The 18,756-nt window shown below is 32.7% G+C and carries 17 protein-coding genes and 1 pseudogene; 6 read left to right on the plus strand and 12 right to left on the minus strand.

All coding sequences use genetic code 11. The features are described from left to right. Window positions 1-22 precede the first annotated feature (22 nt). Entirely contained in the window at window positions 23-910 is an 888-nt protein-coding gene (gene fabD, locus OU788_RS04330; protein ID WP_274634023.1) for an ACP S-malonyltransferase, read from the minus strand. Between the two features lie 65 nt (window positions 911-975). Here fabD and OU788_RS04335 point away from each other — a divergent pair, with 65 nt between their 5' ends. The 5 genes from OU788_RS04335 to OU788_RS04355 all read left to right on the plus strand — a co-directional run bounded on the left by OU788_RS04335 (window position 976) and on the right by OU788_RS04355 (window position 5,408). Continuing rightward, the gene (locus OU788_RS04335) at window positions 976-1,662 is read left to right on the plus strand and encodes a queuosine precursor transporter (RefSeq protein ID WP_274634024.1); all 687 of its coding nucleotides are present in this window, start codon (window positions 976-978) and stop codon (window positions 1,660-1,662) included. Window positions 1,663-1,677: 15 nt separating this feature from the next. Continuing rightward, the gene (locus OU788_RS04340; RefSeq protein WP_274634025.1) at window positions 1,678-2,943 is read left to right on the plus strand and encodes a mechanosensitive ion channel family protein; all 1,266 of its coding nucleotides are present in this window, start codon (window positions 1,678-1,680) and stop codon (window positions 2,941-2,943) included. Then, window positions 2,936-4,003 carry an ABC transporter permease gene (locus OU788_RS04345; RefSeq protein ID WP_274634026.1) on the plus strand — a complete coding sequence of 356 codons (1,068 nt, stop codon included), beginning with the start codon at window positions 2,936-2,938 and terminating at the stop codon, window positions 4,001-4,003. The genes OU788_RS04340 and OU788_RS04345 overlap by 8 nt, the downstream gene beginning before the upstream one ends. A 134-nt stretch (window positions 4,004-4,137) precedes the next feature. Further along, window positions 4,138-4,599, plus strand: a complete 462-nt coding sequence (locus tag OU788_RS04350) for an acyl-CoA thioesterase (RefSeq protein ID WP_274634027.1) — start codon at window positions 4,138-4,140, stop codon at window positions 4,597-4,599. Then, entirely contained in the window at window positions 4,599-5,408 is an 810-nt protein-coding gene (locus tag OU788_RS04355) for a DNA/RNA non-specific endonuclease (RefSeq protein WP_274634028.1), read from the plus strand. Before OU788_RS04350 ends, OU788_RS04355 begins: the two co-directional genes overlap by 1 nt. A gap of 2 nt (window positions 5,409-5,410) precedes the next feature. Here the strand turns inward: OU788_RS04355 and OU788_RS04360 are convergent, their stop codons facing one another. The 11 genes and pseudogenes from OU788_RS04360 to OU788_RS04410 all read right to left on the minus strand — a co-directional run bounded on the left by OU788_RS04360 (window position 5,411) and on the right by OU788_RS04410 (window position 18,091). Next, on the minus strand, window positions 5,411-5,707 hold the full coding sequence (locus OU788_RS04360; RefSeq protein WP_274634029.1) for a helix-turn-helix domain-containing protein: 297 nt from the start codon (window positions 5,705-5,707) through the stop codon (window positions 5,411-5,413). A gap of 177 nt (window positions 5,708-5,884) precedes the next feature. After that, a complete protein-coding gene (locus OU788_RS04365) occupies window positions 5,885-6,229 on the minus strand; it encodes a hypothetical protein (protein ID WP_274634030.1) in 345 nt (114 codons plus the stop codon). A gap of 267 nt (window positions 6,230-6,496) precedes the next feature. After that, window positions 6,497-7,069 carry a TetR/AcrR family transcriptional regulator gene (locus tag OU788_RS04370; RefSeq protein WP_274634031.1) on the minus strand — a complete coding sequence of 191 codons (573 nt, stop codon included), beginning with the start codon at window positions 7,067-7,069 and terminating at the stop codon, window positions 6,497-6,499. Between the two features lie 13 nt (window positions 7,070-7,082). Continuing rightward, window positions 7,083-8,498, minus strand: coding sequence for an efflux transporter outer membrane subunit (locus OU788_RS04375; protein WP_274634032.1), 1,416 nt, complete (start codon window positions 8,496-8,498; stop codon window positions 7,083-7,085). A 2-nt stretch (window positions 8,499-8,500) separates the two neighbouring features. Then, window positions 8,501-11,646, minus strand: a pseudogene (locus OU788_RS04380) (efflux RND transporter permease subunit). Window positions 11,647-11,666: 20 nt separating this feature from the next. Further along, window positions 11,667-12,794: an efflux RND transporter periplasmic adaptor subunit gene (locus OU788_RS04385; RefSeq protein WP_274634033.1), complete on the minus strand. Its 1,128-nt coding sequence runs from the start codon at window positions 12,792-12,794 to the stop codon at window positions 11,667-11,669. A 10-nt stretch (window positions 12,795-12,804) separates the two neighbouring features. Further along, window positions 12,805-13,293, minus strand: coding sequence for a GbsR/MarR family transcriptional regulator (locus tag OU788_RS04390; RefSeq protein ID WP_446751476.1), 489 nt, complete (start codon window positions 13,291-13,293; stop codon window positions 12,805-12,807). Between the two features lie 119 nt (window positions 13,294-13,412). After that, window positions 13,413-14,453 (minus strand): META domain-containing protein, encoded by a 1,041-nt coding sequence (locus OU788_RS04395; RefSeq protein ID WP_274634035.1) that lies wholly within the window; start codon window positions 14,451-14,453, stop codon window positions 13,413-13,415. 244 nt (window positions 14,454-14,697) lie between these two features. Further along, on the minus strand, window positions 14,698-16,140 hold the full coding sequence (cls, locus tag OU788_RS04400) for a cardiolipin synthase (protein ID WP_274634036.1): 1,443 nt from the start codon (window positions 16,138-16,140) through the stop codon (window positions 14,698-14,700). A gap of 77 nt (window positions 16,141-16,217) precedes the next feature. After that, window positions 16,218-16,820: a nitroreductase family protein gene (locus OU788_RS04405; RefSeq protein WP_274634037.1), complete on the minus strand. Its 603-nt coding sequence runs from the start codon at window positions 16,818-16,820 to the stop codon at window positions 16,218-16,220. A 239-nt stretch (window positions 16,821-17,059) separates the two neighbouring features. Continuing rightward, on the minus strand, window positions 17,060-18,091 hold the full coding sequence (locus OU788_RS04410; protein ID WP_274634038.1) for an MsnO8 family LLM class oxidoreductase: 1,032 nt from the start codon (window positions 18,089-18,091) through the stop codon (window positions 17,060-17,062). A 178-nt stretch (window positions 18,092-18,269) separates the two neighbouring features. Between OU788_RS04410 and OU788_RS04415 the strand changes: the two genes are divergently transcribed. Then, on the plus strand, window positions 18,270-18,716 hold the full coding sequence (locus OU788_RS04415; RefSeq protein ID WP_274634039.1) for a hypothetical protein: 447 nt from the start codon (window positions 18,270-18,272) through the stop codon (window positions 18,714-18,716). Window positions 18,717-18,756: the final 40 nt, after the last annotated feature.

Consider the following 18,756-nt stretch of genomic DNA (forward strand, 5'->3'; position numbering starts at 1 on the left):
TTTACTTTTATATAAAATTTGATTACGCTTCAAAACTAGCTCCGCTAGCTGCTACGTTTCTATCAATCTTACGCATTAAGCCTTGTAATACTTTACCAGGACCTACTTCTATAAACTCTGTACCACCGTCAGCAACCATTGCTTGTACACACTGTGTCCATTTTACTGGTGCTGTTAACTGTGCGATTAAGTTTTCTTTAATTTCCGCAGGATTTGTTACAGCCTTAGCTACTACATTTTGATATACTGGGCAAATAGGCTCGTTAAACGTAGTTTCTTCAATTGCTGCTGCTAACTCTTCACGAGCAGGCTCCATCATTGGTGAGTGGAATGCTCCTCCAACTGGTAACACTAACGCTCTTTTTGCTCCTTTTTCTGTTAATGCTGCACATGCTTTTTCAACTGCTTCAACTTCTCCAGAAATTACTAATTGACCTGGACAATTGTAATTTGCTGCTACTACTACGCCATCAATTTCAGCACAAGTATCTTCCACAACTTTGTCTTCTAATCCTAAAACAGCAGCCATAGTTGATGGTTGAATTTCACAAGCTTTTTGCATTGCTAAAGCACGTTTAGAAACTAATCTTAATCCATCTTCAAAAGATAATACTCCATTAGCTACTAATGCAGACAATTCTCCTAATGAGTGACCTGCTACCATTTCTGGCTTGAAATCATCACCTAAAACCTTAGCTAAAATTACCGAATGTAAAAAGATAGCTGGTTGCGTTACTTTTGTTTGTTTTAATTCTTCAGCAGTACCTTCAAACATTACATCAGTAATACTAAATCCTAATATAGTATTTGCTTTTTCAAAAAGTTCTTGAGCTAATGGTGAATTTTCGTATAAATCTAATCCCATTCCTGTAAATTGTGCTCCTTGACCTGGAAAAATATATGCCTTCATGTATTTATTTTGTTGTTTGTTTAACGATGCAAACATACAATTTTTAAAATTACTATCTTCGTTTTATGACGGCACGACAAAAAAATCAAGCACAACTTATTTACTTAGTTTTAGCAGCTTTATTTATTGCATCTTTAGTAACTTCGAATTTAATTTTTCAGAAGTTTTTTTATTGGGAACCTTTTAATTTGTTCCGTTTTGAGGTTTCGGTAGGTATCCTTCCTTATCCTATTACTTTTTTAATTACTGATATTTTATCGGAAATTTACGGAAAGAAAAAAGCCAACCAAGTAGTAATCGCTGGTATTTTTGCCTCCTTTTTTTCTATGCTTATTATTCTAGTAGCCGATTATACACCTGCCATACATAATTCTCCTATTGACAATGGTACGTTTACAAAAGTTTTTGGGTTATCTCCATTAGCTGTTTTAGCTTCAATGCTAGCTTATTTAGCTGCTCAATTTATAGATATCCGAATCTTTCATTTTTGGAAGAATTTAACCAAAGGAAAACATTTATGGCTTCGTAACAACTTCTCTACTTTTTTATCACAATTTATAGATACTTTTACCGTATTATTTTTACTAAGTTCTTTTAAAATTCTTCCTTGGAATATCTTTGGAAGTCTTTTACTAAGTGGATTTTTATTTAAAGTAATTATAGCTGCCTTAGACACCCCTGTTTTATACATTGTGGTGTATTGGTTCCGAAGAAAATTTGGATTAAAAGTTGGCGAAGAAATAACAGATTAACAACCTTGTACTACTATGTTAAACAAGTATTTTTATAGAATTTTTAAAGAGCATTTTTCTCTTTCTGAAACCACTTTAATATACCTTAATCTTTTAGCAAACCTTTTGGTACTTACTCTATTAGGGTATATCCTTTTTAAGGCTTTCAGATACTTTGGTAGAAAAGCTATTCGCAAAATGGCGAATAAAACATCTACTACTTTTGATGATTTACTAATTAAAAACAGGACTTTTTTAAACTTAACAAGAATTATTATTTTCATACTGATTTATAATCTGCTGAAAGAAATTCTTGTTGATTTCCCTAACTTGTTTACCTACGCAGAACGTATTACGACTATCGGAATCATTTTTGCCATCATCTGGTTTATCCGTAGTATTTTATTAACGATTAAAGATTTTTTACGCACCACTGAAGCTTTTAAAGACAAACCTTTAGAAAGCTATGTACAGATCTTTATGATTGTGTTATGGCTTATTGCAGCCATTTCATCTTTTTCAGTTTTAACAGGTAAACCTCTAATTCGTTTTTTAACTGCTTTAGGAGCTTTTTCAGCAGTTCTTTTATTAGTTTTTAAAGATACTATTCTTGGTTTTGTATCAAGTATTCAGGTAGCGGTTAACGATACTGTTAGAATTGGTGATTGGATTACTATGGAAAAATACGGTGCTGATGGTGATGTTGTTGAAATTAACTTAACTTCAGTAATTATTAGAAATTTTGACAATACCATTTCCAGCATCCCAACCTATTACCTAACATCCGATTCGTTCAAAAACTGGCGAACGATGAATAGCTCTGGAGGTAGACGTATTAAACGAGCTATTTTAATTAAAATAAACAGTATTCATTTTCTTACTGATGAAGATATCGAACGCTTTAAAAAAATTGAATTAATTTCTGATTACATTACAAAAAGCAGTGAGGAAATAAAAAAATACAATGAGGAACACAACGTTGACAAATCAGTGTTGCTAAACGGTAGAAACCTGACCAATTTTGGAACTTTCCGAATTTATTTAGATCATTATATTCAAAATCATCCAAAAATTAACCAAGACATGTTGCTCATGTCTCGTCAACTAGAACCTACGCCTAATGGAATTCCGTTAGAAATTTATGCGTTTAGTAGAGAAAAAGTATGGCAAGATTACGAGCGTGTAATGGCGAATATTTTTGACCATATCTTAGCTTCTGTTAAATATTTTGATTTAGAAGTTTTTCAAAATCCGTCGAGTATTGACATCAATAATTTGAAAGAATTTAAAAAGAGTGAATAGTAACGCAAGCACATCTTTGTGGCAAATAGCCATCCAAAAATTTAAACGTAGTAAAACAGGAATGTTTAGCTTTTGGTTTATTATTTTTTGTGGATTAGTAGCTGTTTTCTGCTATATTTTAGCTCCAGACAACAGTAACTCCGCTAACCAAATGCATTTAGAAATTCATTCTAAGCCTCCAGGTTTTTCTGTTCAAATGTTGAGCATCCCTTCTGAAAGTAAAAGTCAGCAGTCGTGGTTTTCAGTTTTTATGAACGGAAAAGAACAATCGGCAACTGAAATTCCGATACAATCACACTCAGTTAAAAATAATCAACTAGAAGTAATTAAGTATGCAGATGGTTTGCCAAAGGACTTTCCTGCAGCTTACAAAAAATACATTCAAGAAAAAACATTTTACTTAGGCACCGATAAATACGGACGCGATTTATTGAGCAGATTACTAATCGGAGCTAGAATTTCGTTTTTTATCGGTTTTATCGCCGTTTTTATTTCTCTTGTCATCGGAATTCCTATCGGAGCTATCGCAGGGTATTTTGGCGGAAAAATAGACGATTTTATCATGTGGATTATCAACATTACTTGGTCTATCCCAACACTTTTATTGGTAATTGCAATCACACTGGCTTTAGGAAAAGGTTTTTGGCAAGTATTTATTGCTGTAGGTTTAACTATGTGGGTAGAAGTTGCACGTGTAGTTAGAGGTCAAGTAATTACTACTAAACAACAACAATATGTTGAAGCCGCTAAAGCCTTGGGTTTTTCTGATTTTAGAATTATTTTCAAGCATATTTTACCCAATATTTTAGCACCAATTATTGTAATATCTGCTGCTAATTTTGCTGCCGCTATTTTGATTGAAAGCGGCTTAAGTTTCTTAGGTATCGGAGCACAACCTCCTACTCCTTCTTGGGGAGCTATGATTAAAAACCACTACAATTACATTATTCTTGGAAAGCCGTATTTAGCTATTATCCCTGGACTAGCAATCATGAGTTTAGTAATGGCATTTATGCTTATTGGAAACACACTTCGAGATGCTTTAGACGTGAAAGCTTAAAAATTTGTACTTTCGCATTCATCAATTATCACAAGGTATCACCATAAGTTGATTGATGAAAACTATTTATGTATTTCGAGGCAAGCCTCAGGGAATTAACTCTTGGCTATCGCCCTACGATTAAAATTTTAGATATGAGTTTTAGTGTACAATTTAAAACACGATGGGCAGATTTTGATGCCAACATACACATGCGTCATACCGCATACAACGATTATGCAGCTGAATTACGTTTACGTTTTTTTAAGGAGCATACTATTACGGTTCAAGATTTTACAAAAGAAAATGTAGGACCTATTTTATTTGAAGAAAACACCAAGTTTTTAAGAGAAATTCACATGGGAGAAGATATTACTGTGAACTTAAAAGTTACAGGATTGTCTAGTAAAGGTGAACGTTGGAAAATTCAACATGAAGTTTTTAACGAAGCTGGAAAACTATCTGCTATTATTACTGTTTATGGTGCTTGGTTAGACTTAGTGAAACGTAAATTAACAGTACCTCCTGCTAAATTTCAAGAAATTTTTAATGAAGTTGAAAAAACAGCAGACTTTAAAGAAATCGTATTAAACAAAGAACTTGTTTCAGATAAATAATGAGTAATTCCAGGAAAATAAAAGTAGTTGTTACAATTATTGCTTTGCTTGTTGGCTACTGGTTACAGCAAAAAGAAGAGGTAAGCACCTCATCTCAATTTTCAACCGAAACAACTAAAAGTGAATCAAACAACTTTAATTATTTTCCAACTTCTACAACTGGGGCTATTATTAAACATAATGGCTATCAATTATCTTATAGTGAACAACACGAACAAGCTGAATGGGTTGCTTACACTTTAGATAAAAGTGATATTGTTTACACTAACTATAAACGTCCGTTTTTCATAGAAGATCCTAAAGTAAAAACCAAATCTGCTGATTGGAGAAATTATAAAAAATCTGGTTACGACAAAGGGCATTTATGTCCTGCAGGAGATAGACGCGCTTCACAAAAAGCACATGATGAAACCTTTTACACCTCTAATATCTCTCCTCAAAACCATGAATTTAACGCTGGTATTTGGAACAAACTAGAACAAAAAACTCGTTATTGGGCTAAAAAATATAACCATTTGTATGTTGTTACTGGGGGAGTTTTAGAACCTAACTTGAAAACTATTGGAAAGGAAAACGTAAGCGTTCCCAACTATTTTTACAAAGTTTTATTAGATTATACAGAGCCTGAAGTGAAAGCCATTGCTTTTTTAGTTCCACATAAAGACAGTAATAAACCTCTTTCTGATTTTGTAGTTTCTATTGATGAATTAGAGCAAAAAACAGGGATTGACTTTTTTCCTGAACTTCCAGATGATTTAGAAAATAAACTAGAGGCTTCTGCTAATTATAAAAACTGGAGTTTTAGGTAAGTTTATATGCTTACTTCGCTAGGTAAAATTCCGAAGTGATTTTTAAACGCTTTTGAAAACTGACTTAAATTAGAATAGCCCATTAAAAAACCTGTTTCAGACACAGAATAGTTACCTTGTTGAAGGGTTTCCATCGCTTTTTCCATTTTGTTTTTAAGGTGATATTTATACGGTGTTGTTCCTAAAACTTGTTTAAAAAGACGCTTAAACTTAGATAAACTCATTCCTGCAATACCTGAAAGATCGTTTAACAAAATTTCTTTTTCCGGGTTTGTATCTAACACCTTTCTTACCTTCATTAACTGCTGTAAATCGTTTGGATGTATGTTTTGCTTCCCTTCTTTTAAAGGTCTGTCTCCAAAACGAATAAATAAGTAATCGACAATTTGTATAATGTTAGAAATTGATGTTAACCTATTATTTTGGTTTAAATCAATTTTCTTTAATAACTCTTTGAGTTTATAATCTAAATTTTCTCATAAGTATATTGGGCTATTACAACTAAAAAAGCCTCGTAAACTATCATGATCGTCTAATACGTTTTTAAATAACCACTCTTTAGAAATGAGAATATTGAAAGCTTTTATTCTTTTGTTTTTAGGCAATAACGCTTTTGATGCAGTAGTAGAAGAACTCAATACCATATTTACATTTTCAAAACTTTGTTTAAACGTTTTTCCTTCTGCACATCTTATTATTTCTGTGTCTGACAAATAGAAATCAACTAAAAAGAAATCATTTGTGCTTTTAGGAATTCGAAACAAAACTATATCGTCATGTAAAATATAATCTATTTGCTGCGCCCATAAACCTTCTTGCACTTCTATGTATTTAATCCTTCCTTCACCTAGTTCTTCCTTAAAAACAAGCTCAGTTCCTTTGATTTCTACAGTTAAGGTTTACCTCATTCTATAAAGAAATCTTTCGGTTTTGTAAGTTGATACTCTATTATTATTTCTTTCATTTACTTAATGGCCATCTAAAACATCAAAAATAATTATTTTTAAAATATCATTTTTACCCAAAAAAAGAAGTGCCATAAGTTTTAAAACTCCATGACACTTCTTAAAAACCACAAACTTATATCCCTATTTAGTGGTAGGTTTTAAAGAGTTTAAATTATTAACAATCATATATTCTAATAATACTTCTTTTGGATAATTGTCAAACAAATTATCGGCATCAAACAAACGACGTTCTAAATCACTTAAATATAGCTTACTAAATAACTCAAGGTCTACATCTGGTCTTATTTCTCCATTCACTTTAGCTTCTTCAAGTAACCTCATTATATCTGTAGAAACTACATCTACAGTAATTTCTTTATATGCATCGTAGGCATTAGGATAATACTTTCTTAATCCGAAAAGAAACGACGGTTTAAATTTTACTACGTATTTAAAAATTACTTCGTAAATCGCTATTACTTTATTTAAAGCTGATTCATTAGAGTTAAGGATAGGTTCTACATCAATTTTAAATTCATTTATTAGCGCTCTGATACTTTCTATAATCAATTCTTCTTTGGATGAAAAACAAGTATAGATTGTCTTTTTGGATATTCCGAGTAACTCGGCTATTTCATCCATTGTAGTATGTTTACTACCAAAAGCTATAAATTTTTCTTTAGCTACATCGATTAGTTTTTTCCTATTACTCATAATAAAAACGATCTTACTTCCAACCGCCTCCTAACGCTTCGTATAAATTTACAACGCTTAACAACTGATTTAATTTGTTATTGATAACATTTAACTCAGCATTCAATGCACTTTCTCTCGCTGTTAATAAATCTAAATAGTTTGCATATCCGTTTTTCAATAATTCTTCAGAATTTACTTCTGCTCTACGCAATGCTTCAACTTCATTTTTTCTATACTCGAACTTTTCTGTTTCTGCGTTATAATCGAAAAGTGCATTAGAAACCTCGTTACCTGCTGTTAACAATGTTTTCTTAAAGTTTAACAATGCTTGTTCTTGTTGTGCTTTTGCTACTTCGTGTTGCGTTCTAATTTTTCTTTGATTGAAAATTGGCTGAGTTAATCCGCCTACAATATTAGCAAACAACGAATTTGCACTTATCAACTCATCTAACTCTAAACTTTGGAAACCACCATTTGCAGTTACGGTTAACGACGGATAAAAGTTACTTTTTGCCACATTCGTCATTTCAAAAGCATTGATTAAGCCATATTCGGCAGCCATCACATCTGGTCGGTTGCTTAATAATGTAGCCGGTACTCCAAGGTTAATAGCCGCATTAAGCTCTTGCTGATCTAACTTACTTCTTTCAATAACTACAGAGGTTCTACCTAATAATAAATTTAACGTATTTTCTGTTTTGAAAATTGCAGCTTCTAAATCAACTTTTAAAGCTTTTGCTTTATTGTACTGAGCTATATTCTGATCTACAGCAACCTGTGTTACTTGTCCAGCATTTTTCAGTTCTTTAATGGTACTTACACTACTCTCTCTAGTTTCAATAGTTTGTTCAGTAATTTCTAACTGCGCATCTAATGCTACTAACTGATAATATGTAGATGCTATAGCTGAAACCAACTTGGTTTTAACTGCTTGGTGAGCTGCTACACTTTGTAAATAACCAGCTTTTCCTGCTCTTTTGTTACTGCGTATTTTTCCCCAGATATCTGCTTCCCAAGAAAGATTAGCTGCTAAACTAAACTGATCAAAATGATCGACATCTAAACCTGAAGCTTCTATTTGTCTTCCTGTCTGACTCCCTTTTGAAAAATAATTTCGAGATACAGATCCATCAGCACTTAAAGTAGGCAAATACCCTGCTTTACCTTGCTTCATATAAGCTTCTGCAGCAGCCATTTGTTGTATGGCTACACGAATATCAAGGTTATTTTGTAAACCTTCATCAATGTATTGCTTTAAATGAGCATCTACAAACATATCTCTCCAAGACACATCTGCCATTGAAAGACTATCTTGTGGTAAATTATCGGTACGATACAAGTGTTCTGTTTCTTTTAGCTCAGGACGTGCATAATCTTTTGCAACAAAACAACTTTGTAAGGTTGTAGCCATTACGACTACAACCAAGGTTTTATTTATAAACTTCATAATTAATCTTCTTTAGTTTCAATAACAGCTGGTTTACTTGATACTTTTTCTTGCAACCATTGGAAAAGGATGAATAAAATAGGAATTACAAATACTCCTAAAATTGTTCCAATTAACATTCCTCCTGCTGCACCCGTTCCGATAGAGTTGTTTCCTTCTGCTCCCACTCCTTTTGCTAATACTAATGGCATTAACCCTAAGATAAACGCAAATGAGGTCATTAAAATCGGACGTAAACGTGCTTTTGCTCCATGAATAGCTGCATCTACTATACTTTCTCCATGTCTTCTTCGCTGTACTGCGAATTCTACAATCAGAATTGCATTTTTTGCCAAGAGTCCTACCAGCATAATCAATGCAATTTGGAAATAGATGTTGTTTTCTAAGCCCATTACTTTTGTTGAGAAAAATGCTCCGAATACACCTAAAGGTAACGAGAAAATTACTGCTAATGGTAAAATGTAACTTTCGTATTGTGCTGCTAATAAAAAGTAAACGAAAACGATAACTAATAAGAAAATCACTACTGTTTGGTTACCTGCACTCACCTCTTCACGAGATAAACCAGAGTAAGCAACTTCATAATTACTTGGTAAGTTTTTAATTTCTTCATTTACAACAGCAATCGCATCACCTGTACTATATCCTGGGTTTGCTGCTCCGTTAATTTTTGTTGAGTTATATAAGTTAAAACGTGTTACCGATTGTGGACCATACACTTTTTTTAATTTTACAAACTGTGTAATTGGAGCCATTTCTCCACTACCTGTTTTTATATATAATTCATTTAATGAATTTGCATCGCTACGATCTTCAGGCAATGCCTGAACATACACACGGTATTGTTTACCAAACCTTGCAAAATCTGCTGCATAAACTCCTCCAATATATCCTTGTAAGGTTGAGAAAATACTACTTATCGAAACTCCGTATTTTTTCGCCAACGGCACATCAATATCTAATTCGTATTGAGGATATTTTGTATTGAATGATGATTGACCGTACTGAATTTCTGGATGCTTCATCAAGTTACCAATAAACTGTTGCGTTGTTTTATCTAAATCTTCAAAGCTTCCTCCTGATTTATCTAACAAGTTTACTTCAAAACCTCCTGAAAGACCAAATCCTGGAATACTTGGTGGCGCGAAGAAAATGATATTGGCATCAGGAATTGTAGCTGCGACACCAAACAATTTACCAATAATAGCATTTGCTGATTGATCGTCTGCCTCACGTTTATCCCAATCTTCTAACTTCACAAATCCTAAACCGTAGTTGGTTCCTGCTCCACTAATTAAACTTCTACCATTAATTACAGTTACTCCTCTAACACCAGGAATTTGTTTTGCTTTCTTATATAACTCTTGTGTAACCACGTTTGTTCTATCCATAGAAGAACCTGCTGGTAACTCTACGTTCATAAAAATAATACCACGGTCTTCACTAGGAACAAATCCTGTTGGGGTTGTATTAGCTGCCCACCAAATTCCTACTCCTGAAAGAACTAACATTAATCCTGTTATCCATTTATTTTTGTATAAGAAGGCTAATGATTTTCCGTAACGTTCGGTAGTAGCATTGAATCCTGCGTTGAATCTATCATAAAACTTTTGTAAAAAACTTTTGTTTTCATCTTCATGATCATCGTGTCCTTTTAAGAATAAAGCACAAAGTGCTGGACTTAATGTTAATGCGTTTACTGCTGAAATTAAAATTGCCACAATAAGTGTAATACCAAACTGCTCGTAGAATACTCCTGTTGGTCCTTGAATAAACGTTACAGGAATAAATACCGCAGCCATTACTAAAGTAATCGAAATAATTGCTCCTGAAATTTCATGCATCGCATCTAATGTTGCTGCTTTTGCATCTGTAGCTCCTTCATCTATCTTAGCATGCACCGCTTCAACAACTACAATTGCATCATCTACCACAATACCAATTGCTAATACTAATGCGAATAATGTTAACAGGTTAATCGAATACCCGAATAAGTTTAAGAAAAAGAACGTACCTACAATTGCTACTGGCACTGCAATTGCTGGAATTAACGTTGAACGGAAATCTTGTAAGAAAATAAATACTACTAAAAACACTAATAGGAAAGCTTCTATTAACGTATTTCTTACCTTGTTCATCGAAGCTGTTAAGAAGTTATTCGTATCGTAGTTAATCTCGTATTTGATTCCCTCTGGAAAATCTTGAGACAAACGACTTAACTCTGATTTGATGTTCTCAATAATTTCTTGTGCGTTAGATCCTGCAGTTTGATAAACTCCCATGTTAACACTAGGATATCCTTCAGTAAAACCATACGAATCGTACCCTTGAGAATCTAATTCAATCTTAGCAACATCTTTTAATCGTAAATACTCTCCGTTATCTAATGCTTTTATAATGATATTCTCGTACTGATCTTCCGTTTTAAAACGTCCGCTATACTTAATGTTATACGAAAATGCTTGTCCGTCGTTTTGCCCTAATGAGCCTGCAGAAGCCTCTAAACTTTGCTCTCTTAAAGCTGCTGTTACTTCTGTTGGAACTAAATTATACGCCGCTAACTTCTCTGGTTTTAACCATATACGCATTGCGTAATCTTGATTAGAGAATACGTTTACATTACCTACCCCATTTACCCTTTGAAGTGCTGGTATAACGTTAATTTTTAAATAGTTTTGAACAAAAGTTGCGTTATATTGTTATAATTTTCGTTTTCAGAATATACTGACAAGAACATTAACGCCGATGTTTGTTGCTTTTGCGTTGTTACCCCTGTTTGAATTACCTCTTGTGGTAATAAAGGGTTAGCTCTAGCAACACGGTTTTGTACGTTTACCGCCGCAATATCCGGATCTGTTTTTTGATCAAAATATACAGTAATGTTTGCTGTACCATTATTGGATGCAGAAGAAGTCATATAAGTCATTCCTTCTACCCCATTAATTTGTTCTTCTATGGGAATGATAACACTTTCTAAAATGGTTTCAGCACTCGCACCAGGATAAACTGCGTTTACCTGAATGGTCGGAGGTGCAATATCTGGATATTGTTCAACAGGTAAAGTTGTGTACCCTAAAACACCCAGAATAACTATGATAATTGAAATAACGGTAGATAGTACCGGTCTTTCTATAAATGTTTTTAACATAATTTTACTGATCTAAAATATTATTGAAATAGGGGTTTAATAGGCTTTACAATACTATCGAAAGCTACCTTTTGTGGTTCAACAGGCATTCCGTTTCTTAACTTACCAATACCTTTAACTACAATTAAATCATCCTTTTTTATACCTGACCCAACAACATATAGCATGTCGTTTTTATCTTTAACAGTAATTAAAGTCGAGTTTGCTGTGTTGTTTTCTCCAATGCTATACACATACGTTTGTCCTTGTTGCTCATAAGTAGCTGATTGCGGAACTACTAAAGCTTTTTCATATAACTTAGGAATTTTAATTGTACCACTATTTCCGTTAGTTAACAACCTGTTAGGGTTATCAAAAACTGCTCTAAAGCTTACAGTACCTGTTTTCGCATCAATTTGACCTGTAACAGTTTCAATCGTTCCTTTTTCTTCATAGGCTTGTCCGTTCGCTAAAACCAACTCAACCTTAGGAAAATTCTTAATTTTCTCTTGAAGTGTTTTACCTTCTGTTTGCTGAAGAAAATTTAAGTATTCTGTTTCATTCATAGAAAAGTAAGCAAACACTTTTTTAATGCTCGCCACGGTAGTTAACGGCTTTGCATTTGTAGCACTTACAAGTGAACCTTCTCTGTAAGGAATTGCTCCTACATAACCATCTACAGAACTTCTTACTGTAGCATAACCAATATTTGCCACAACACTATTATACGCACTTTTAGCTTGCGCTAATTTTGCTTTTGCTGTTTCTAACTGAACTGGACTTATAATGTTTTTTTCTACCAAAGGCTTTAGTTTTTCTACCTCAACCTGAGCTGCGTTAACATTTGCTTTTGCTGCTCCTGCATCTTGACTTAACGATTGCGTTTCTAGTTTGAATAAAGCTTGACCTTTTCTAACTTTTTGACCTTCATCTACCAACACTTTTTGGATATAACCAGAAACTTTTGCTCGTACTTCACTATTAACAGTACCTTCAATAGTTGTTGGATAACTTGTGTATGCTGTAACATTTTTTTGAGGAACAGCTATTACAGCTAAAGGTAACGCCCTTTGCTGATTAGGAGCTTGTTGTTGCTCTTTTTTACAACTAGTAAAAGACAGTGCAACAATACCAAGCATGGTAATACCGTATATTCTTGTTTTTCTCATTTTTTTATAATTAGTGATTGTGGTTTACAATTGTTTCTTTTAATTTGGTAATAGATGAAATTGCTCCATCTAAAAACTCTATGAAATTATCGTGAAAACCAAGTTCAAATTGGATTTCTTCTTCTAAAGTTTCATTGGCTTCTTCTTTATAAGCCTTTATTTCTATGTGTAGTTGCTTCTCTCCTTTCCATTCTTCAACTAATTTACTAATTCCTTGAAGCATAGTATCTTTATTTAAAATAAAATACTTTTTTCTATCTCCTGTTTTAGTAAAATAAGTTATCTTCTTTAAATCTTGTAAGTGATTAAGGTGTGTTGAAATGGTACTTTTACTCGCGCAAAGACCCAACACTAAATCTTCAAAAGTTGTTCCTTGTTTTCCTGTTAAAATGATATGCGAAAAAATTCTTGCAGCCACAGGAGCCATTTGTTCTTTTTGCTCTAAAAAGATCCCTAGCTTTTCAACTAATTCACATTTTTTCTTTTCTACTTGATTCATCTTCATTAAAAATTTACTCTGCAAAAATAATTTTAGTTCGAAACAAACCGAACTAAACGAAGTTAAAAGAATGTTAAATTCTTTTTTAACAAGAATGATATGTATTTATTTTCAGCGCCTTACTTCTTTACTTTCAAAAACAAGATTGTTTCTACACTTTCTTTATTGTAGAACTTTAACGAATTATCTTTCACTTTAAAACTAACTGAACTCTGTAACATTTTAAGGTAATCACTTCCTACTTGCATGTCTCTACACATTTTTTGTGTAGCAGCAATATGACCGATTTTAATTTTGCTATCTGAAATTTCTTTAATCTGTGTTGTGTAGTCATTACATCCATTATTTCCAGAAAGCCTCATTTCTTCTAATGAAATTTTTATACGAGGAGTTTTTACCATTCGATTAATTGGAGCGCCTTCGATTCTAACAGCAATCCAATTTCCATCAATCAAAGCTTCTGATTCCTTTTTAGCTAATTTTGTGAAAGATACGATTTTTTCCCCTTCTTTAGTAAAGAAAATCAAGTTGTTACCTTTTATCAAATAGGTATTAATTTCTTCTAAAGCTTTGTTATAACTATTAGCAACATCCATTTTAAAACACATTTTTCTTGTCGTTGCCACAGCTCCTAACGTTAAACTTTGCGACGTAGCATTCGTTATTTGAGCCGTATAATTATTACAGCTATTGTTTCCTGAAATTCTGTTTTTATGTAAGTCTATTATTAAACTCGGTATGTATGTTTCTTCATTCAATTCTTTTCCATACAAGCTAGTAACATTCCATTCTCCAGCTAAATGAGTTCTGATATCTACTTGAGTTTCTATTGTTTCAATAAGCGTATATTTTAAACTAGAAGCATCGGCAGGCACATCTTTAGGGTTTAATCGCTCTACTTTTACTTTTATTTTTTGAAGGGTTCCTTCTTCAAAAGTAAATCCTTCAATCGGAGCATAAAAAAGCTCCCAAGTTGCTTCTGCAATATTATTTCCTTTATAAACATTTAAACAGTTCATTTTACCCGCACCAGCACTACATTCTGTCTTTATGCTACTTACCCAAAACACTTCTTCTGTACTTCCTGTATTCTTTAAACTACCACATGATTGCAATACTAATGAAACGATTATAGGTAATAGTAAACCCACTTTTTTCATCTTACTTATTTTATTTACGGTATTTATAATCTTTACAAAATTAATCCTCGAAAAAATACACAACTACTCCTTAAGGATTATCAATTACCCCCAAATGTTCAAAAAGTAAGCCAACCTATAAAATAGCTATTATTAATTGTACAAACTCAACAACCTGCTCTGAAGAAGAACATCAACTCAATCGTGGATCGATGTTTATCATCAAAGAATAATCAAAAAAGCTTCTCTAAATTGAGAAGCTTTTTTATAAAATAGGAGCTAACAAACGAGCTATTCTTTCTGCAAATCGTATAAAAACAGACCTGCTATTCCACTGTTTTATATCTATTTTTTCACTGTGCTTTAAATCTTCTAAAAAGGCTTCTTTTAGCTGAAAAGCTAATTCTTTATCATAAACCAAAGCATTAATTTCAAAATTAAGTTCAAAACTACGTTCATCTAAATTTGCAGTTCCCACAGAGCTAATTAACTCGTCAAAAATCATCGTTTTTGCATGTACAAATCCTTTTTTATACCTGTACACCTCAACTCCTATTTCTAACACTTCTTTATAAAAAGAATTAGACACACCGTTTACCAATTTTGAATCTGAAACACTGGGCACTAATAGTTTTATATTCACTCCACTTAAGCTAGCTATTTTAAGTGCATCTAAAAAAGAAGCTCTTGGAACAAAATAAGGAGTAGTTATCAGTATTTCTTTTTTTGATAATAAAATTGCCTGAATAAGTGCGTACATTATATCTGGATGATCAGAATCTGGTCCGCTAGAAATTACTTGTACTAACTGAGTATGATCGCTTGTAATCTCTTGTTTATCAACAGGAAAAAGTTCTTCTTTAACAATAACATTTTGATCAGCACAAAAGTTCCAATCTGCTAAAAAAACACGCTGTAAGTTTAACACTGCTAACCCTTCAATCTTTATATGTGTATCACGCCAATAATAATTAAACTTGTTAGGATTTATATACCTATCAGAAACATTAATTCCCCCAATAAAACCAACTTGACCATCAACAACAATAATTTTTCTATGGTTTCGATAGTTGATTCTGTTTGCCAACAACAACCACTTTATTTTATAAAAAGGATACGCTTCAACACCGCTTTCAATTAAAGAGTCTACAAATGATTTACGAATATCTTTACTTCCAAAATCATCGTATATAAAACGTACTTTCACTCCTTGCATAGCTTTTTCTTTTAAAATAGCTCCAATTTGTTTTCCTATAGCATCGTTTTGATAGATATAATACTCAATATGTATATGATTCTTGGCTGCTTTTAATGCTTTAATAACTTCTGGAAATTTGCGTTCTCCGTTTAGTAACAAACTAACTTTATTGTTACTTGTCAAAACATTTTCTTGATGTATAAATTTAGAAAGATTGTAAAAATGCTTTAATTGAACTTTTGAAGTTGATAGCGTCTTTTTAGTGTAGTTTTTTAGTTGTTCTTTAAGTTCAATAAAAATTCCCTTATCTACTTCGAGCTTTTTATTATAGAGCTTATAAGTTCTATGATTTATTCCAACGGTTAGATAAATAATTATTCCTCCGATAGGAAAAAAAATGAGTAAAAATAAGTACGCTATTGCTTTGGGTGGTGTTGCGGTATTGATAATAACAACCGCAACGGTAAAAATAATAGCTATGTATAGAATTAAGAATAATGTTGTGAGCACAGTATAAATACCTTTTCGTTAAAGATATTTAAAATATCATAAATCCTATACCTAGCTATTAAAAAAGTAACTGGTGTTTAATTGATAACCTCAATTACATCTTCATAAGGTCTTCTCAATTTTGGCATCACTTCAGGCTGATAACGATCATCTTCTGCTCTGTAACCTACAGATAATGCAAAAAGAGGCTTGTAATCAGTCATACCTAAAATATCCATATACTTTTCAGGTTCTATACCTTCCATCGGTGTAGAATCTAATCCTAATGCAATAGAAGTACTCATAGCAACTCCTAATGCAATATACACTTGTTTTGCTAACCATACTCTTAAATCGTTTTCTGGTATGTTTGCTTTTATATTGTTATACCAATCGCTAAGAGCTGTTGGCAATTCTTTATCTACTACTTTTTGAAAAGCATCTAAATCTTCGGCCACACTAAAAACAATTAATAAATCTGCTTGATTCACTTTTTCTGTATTATGAAGTGAAGCTTCAGCTAATTTACCTTTTACTTCTGGATTTTGTACAAACGTAAATTTCCATGGTTGAATATTAATTGATGAAGGTGCTAAGTGCAGTACCTCTTTTAACTCTTCAATCTTATCTTGTGGTATTCTTTTACTGCTATCGTATTTTTTGGTTGCATAGCGCTTTTTTGCTAATTCTGATGGTTTCATAATTCTTGTTTTTAACATTTATTATCTTCTACTACGTACTCTAACAGGAACTAGTTGTTGTTTTTGTGTCAGAGTATTCCCTCTTAATAAGACATTCTCTATCTTACTTAAAAAATTCATTATTGTTTTCATACTCATTTATTTAACGTACTTTAATTACCTTACAAATTTATTTCTTACTACCTCTTTATCAATACTCTTAAAAGCCTAAACACTGCACCTAAAAGTGTATTTCAAAACTACTTACCCTTTTTTAAAAACACTTCTGCTAATAGTTTTTGTGATTTTAGTCGCGCCTCGTGATTACCTGTAATAGTTTGCAACATAATTTCATCAGTCCCGTAAACTTCAGCTATTTGAGTTAACCAATCGTACAATTTTTCAGGAGTGCTAGCCAAAACTTTCGGTGGTTGTTTTGGATCTATTAGTTCTTCTGGTTTTTTATACCTATCTCCTAACAATTTTATAGCCGTATCTTCATCTTCAAGTAGACTTTGAGTATCGGCTTTCGTTCTTAAACGATGTTCGAACAATTGAAATGGAGCTGTCATTCGATGCGCTTCTTCTTCAGTTCCCGCAGTAAATACATTTAACGCTAGCATTAATTGTGGTTTTCTACTTCCTGATTCGTGTGCTATTGGTTTGAAATTTTGATGGTAATGCTGAGCTATCCCGTAAGACATTGAAGGATTTATAAAACCTGCAAAAGCATAGCGTAAACCTAACTCGGCAGCAGCATTAGAGCTCCAAGGACTAGAACCCAACAACCAAAACTCTGGAGTAGTGCCATTGTGATGTGATTTAATTTCGGAAAAAGGATTTTCAGCATCAAAATCTTGATTCATCCAATGTAACAATTCTATTAATTGATCTGCTGAATCATTTATGTTTTGACGATATACAGATCTATGTCGTTGCAATGCCATATCCACTATTTGTCCTCCTGTAGCCCTTCCAATTCCCATGTCTATCCTTTTAGGAAATAATTCTTCCAAACTATTAAAAGTTTCTGCTACTTTAAACGGACTGTAATGGTTTAACAAAACAGCTCCTGAACCTACTTTGATATTCTTAGTTTGTGCAGCAATAAACGGAATCATAACTTCTGGCGTACGTCCTGCTCCTGTACCAGCAGCATGATGTTCAGCCACCCAAAAACGAGAAAACCCTAACGCATCTGCTTGTTGAGCTAACTCTAAACTTTTCATTAAAGCTTGATGCCTATCTCCATTCTTTGGCACGATAGATAAATCTAATATTGAAAGCTTCATAATTTTGTACTAAAAAGATTTAAGAGTACAAATTTACTCTCATTATCTCTTTTTATGTACCCTTAAAAGCCTAAACACTACTCCAAAAAGTTCAGTCAAATTCTTATTTTAAATACCGTACAATTTTGAAAAACAAACTGAGTTATTAGTACTATTCAATTAATTAAAATCCCCAAATATGAAAAACTTACTTACTATCCTTTTATTATTTTTTAATTTTTCAGTCTCTGCTCAAATTTCCTTTAATACAGGAAGTGCTCAATTAGATTCTGATTTGAATATTATTAATGCCGATGCTAATCTAAACTTTGGAGCCTTTAAGACTAATTTGAGTATTTCTAATAATGTTTCAGAAAGAAAAATTGAATACATGAAAGGAAGTATAGGTATGAAGGCAGGAGAAATCTATTTAACTTTACAAATAGCTAGATTATCAAGAAGATCGATAGATAATGTAATTATCATTTATAAAAAACATAAAAATAAAGGATGGGGTTACATCGCAAAGCAAGCAGGAATCAAGCCCGGTTCTGCCGAATTCCATCAATTAAAGAACAATGCTAGTTCCAAGAAAAATAAGTCAAGAGGACAAGGCAACGGAAGAGGTAAAAGAAAAAAGAAATAAAATAACGAACTATAGCACCAAGTATTAAGCACAAAAAAAA

It is taken from the genome of Tenacibaculum sp. L6 (assembly GCF_028823685.1).
GTDB lineage: Bacteria > Bacteroidota > Bacteroidia > Flavobacteriales > Flavobacteriaceae > Polaribacter.

Coding starts and splice junctions, on each gene's coding strand:
- fabD (WP_274634023.1), bottom strand. CDS start 910: ATGAAGGCATATATTTTTCCAGGTCAAGGAGCACAATTTACAGGAATG.
- OU788_RS04335 (WP_274634024.1), top strand. CDS start 976: ATGACGGCACGACAAAAAAATCAAGCACAACTTATTTACTTAGTTTTA.
- OU788_RS04340 (WP_274634025.1), top strand. CDS start 1,678: ATGTTAAACAAGTATTTTTATAGAATTTTTAAAGAGCATTTTTCTCTT.
- OU788_RS04350 (WP_274634027.1), top strand. CDS start 4,138: ATGAGTTTTAGTGTACAATTTAAAACACGATGGGCAGATTTTGATGCC.
- OU788_RS04355 (WP_274634028.1), top strand. CDS start 4,599: ATGAGTAATTCCAGGAAAATAAAAGTAGTTGTTACAATTATTGCTTTG.
- OU788_RS04360 (WP_274634029.1), bottom strand. CDS start 5,707: ATGAAGGTAAGAAAGGTGTTAGATACAAACCCGGAAAAAGAAATTTTG.
- OU788_RS04370 (WP_274634031.1), bottom strand. CDS start 7,069: ATGAGTAATAGGAAAAAACTAATCGATGTAGCTAAAGAAAAATTTATA.
- OU788_RS04375 (WP_274634032.1), bottom strand. CDS start 8,498: ATGAAGTTTATAAATAAAACCTTGGTTGTAGTCGTAATGGCTACAACC.
- OU788_RS04385 (WP_274634033.1), bottom strand. CDS start 12,794: ATGAGAAAAACAAGAATATACGGTATTACCATGCTTGGTATTGTTGCA.
- OU788_RS04390 (WP_446751476.1), bottom strand. CDS start 13,293: ATGAATCAAGTAGAAAAGAAAAAATGTGAATTAGTTGAAAAGCTAGGG.
- OU788_RS04395 (WP_274634035.1), bottom strand. CDS start 14,453: ATGAAAAAAGTGGGTTTACTATTACCTATAATCGTTTCATTAGTATTG.
- OU788_RS04405 (WP_274634037.1), bottom strand. CDS start 16,820: ATGAAACCATCAGAATTAGCAAAAAAGCGCTATGCAACCAAAAAATAC.
- OU788_RS04410 (WP_274634038.1), bottom strand. CDS start 18,091: ATGAAGCTTTCAATATTAGATTTATCTATCGTGCCAAAGAATGGAGAT.
- OU788_RS04415 (WP_274634039.1), top strand. CDS start 18,270: ATGAAAAACTTACTTACTATCCTTTTATTATTTTTTAATTTTTCAGTC.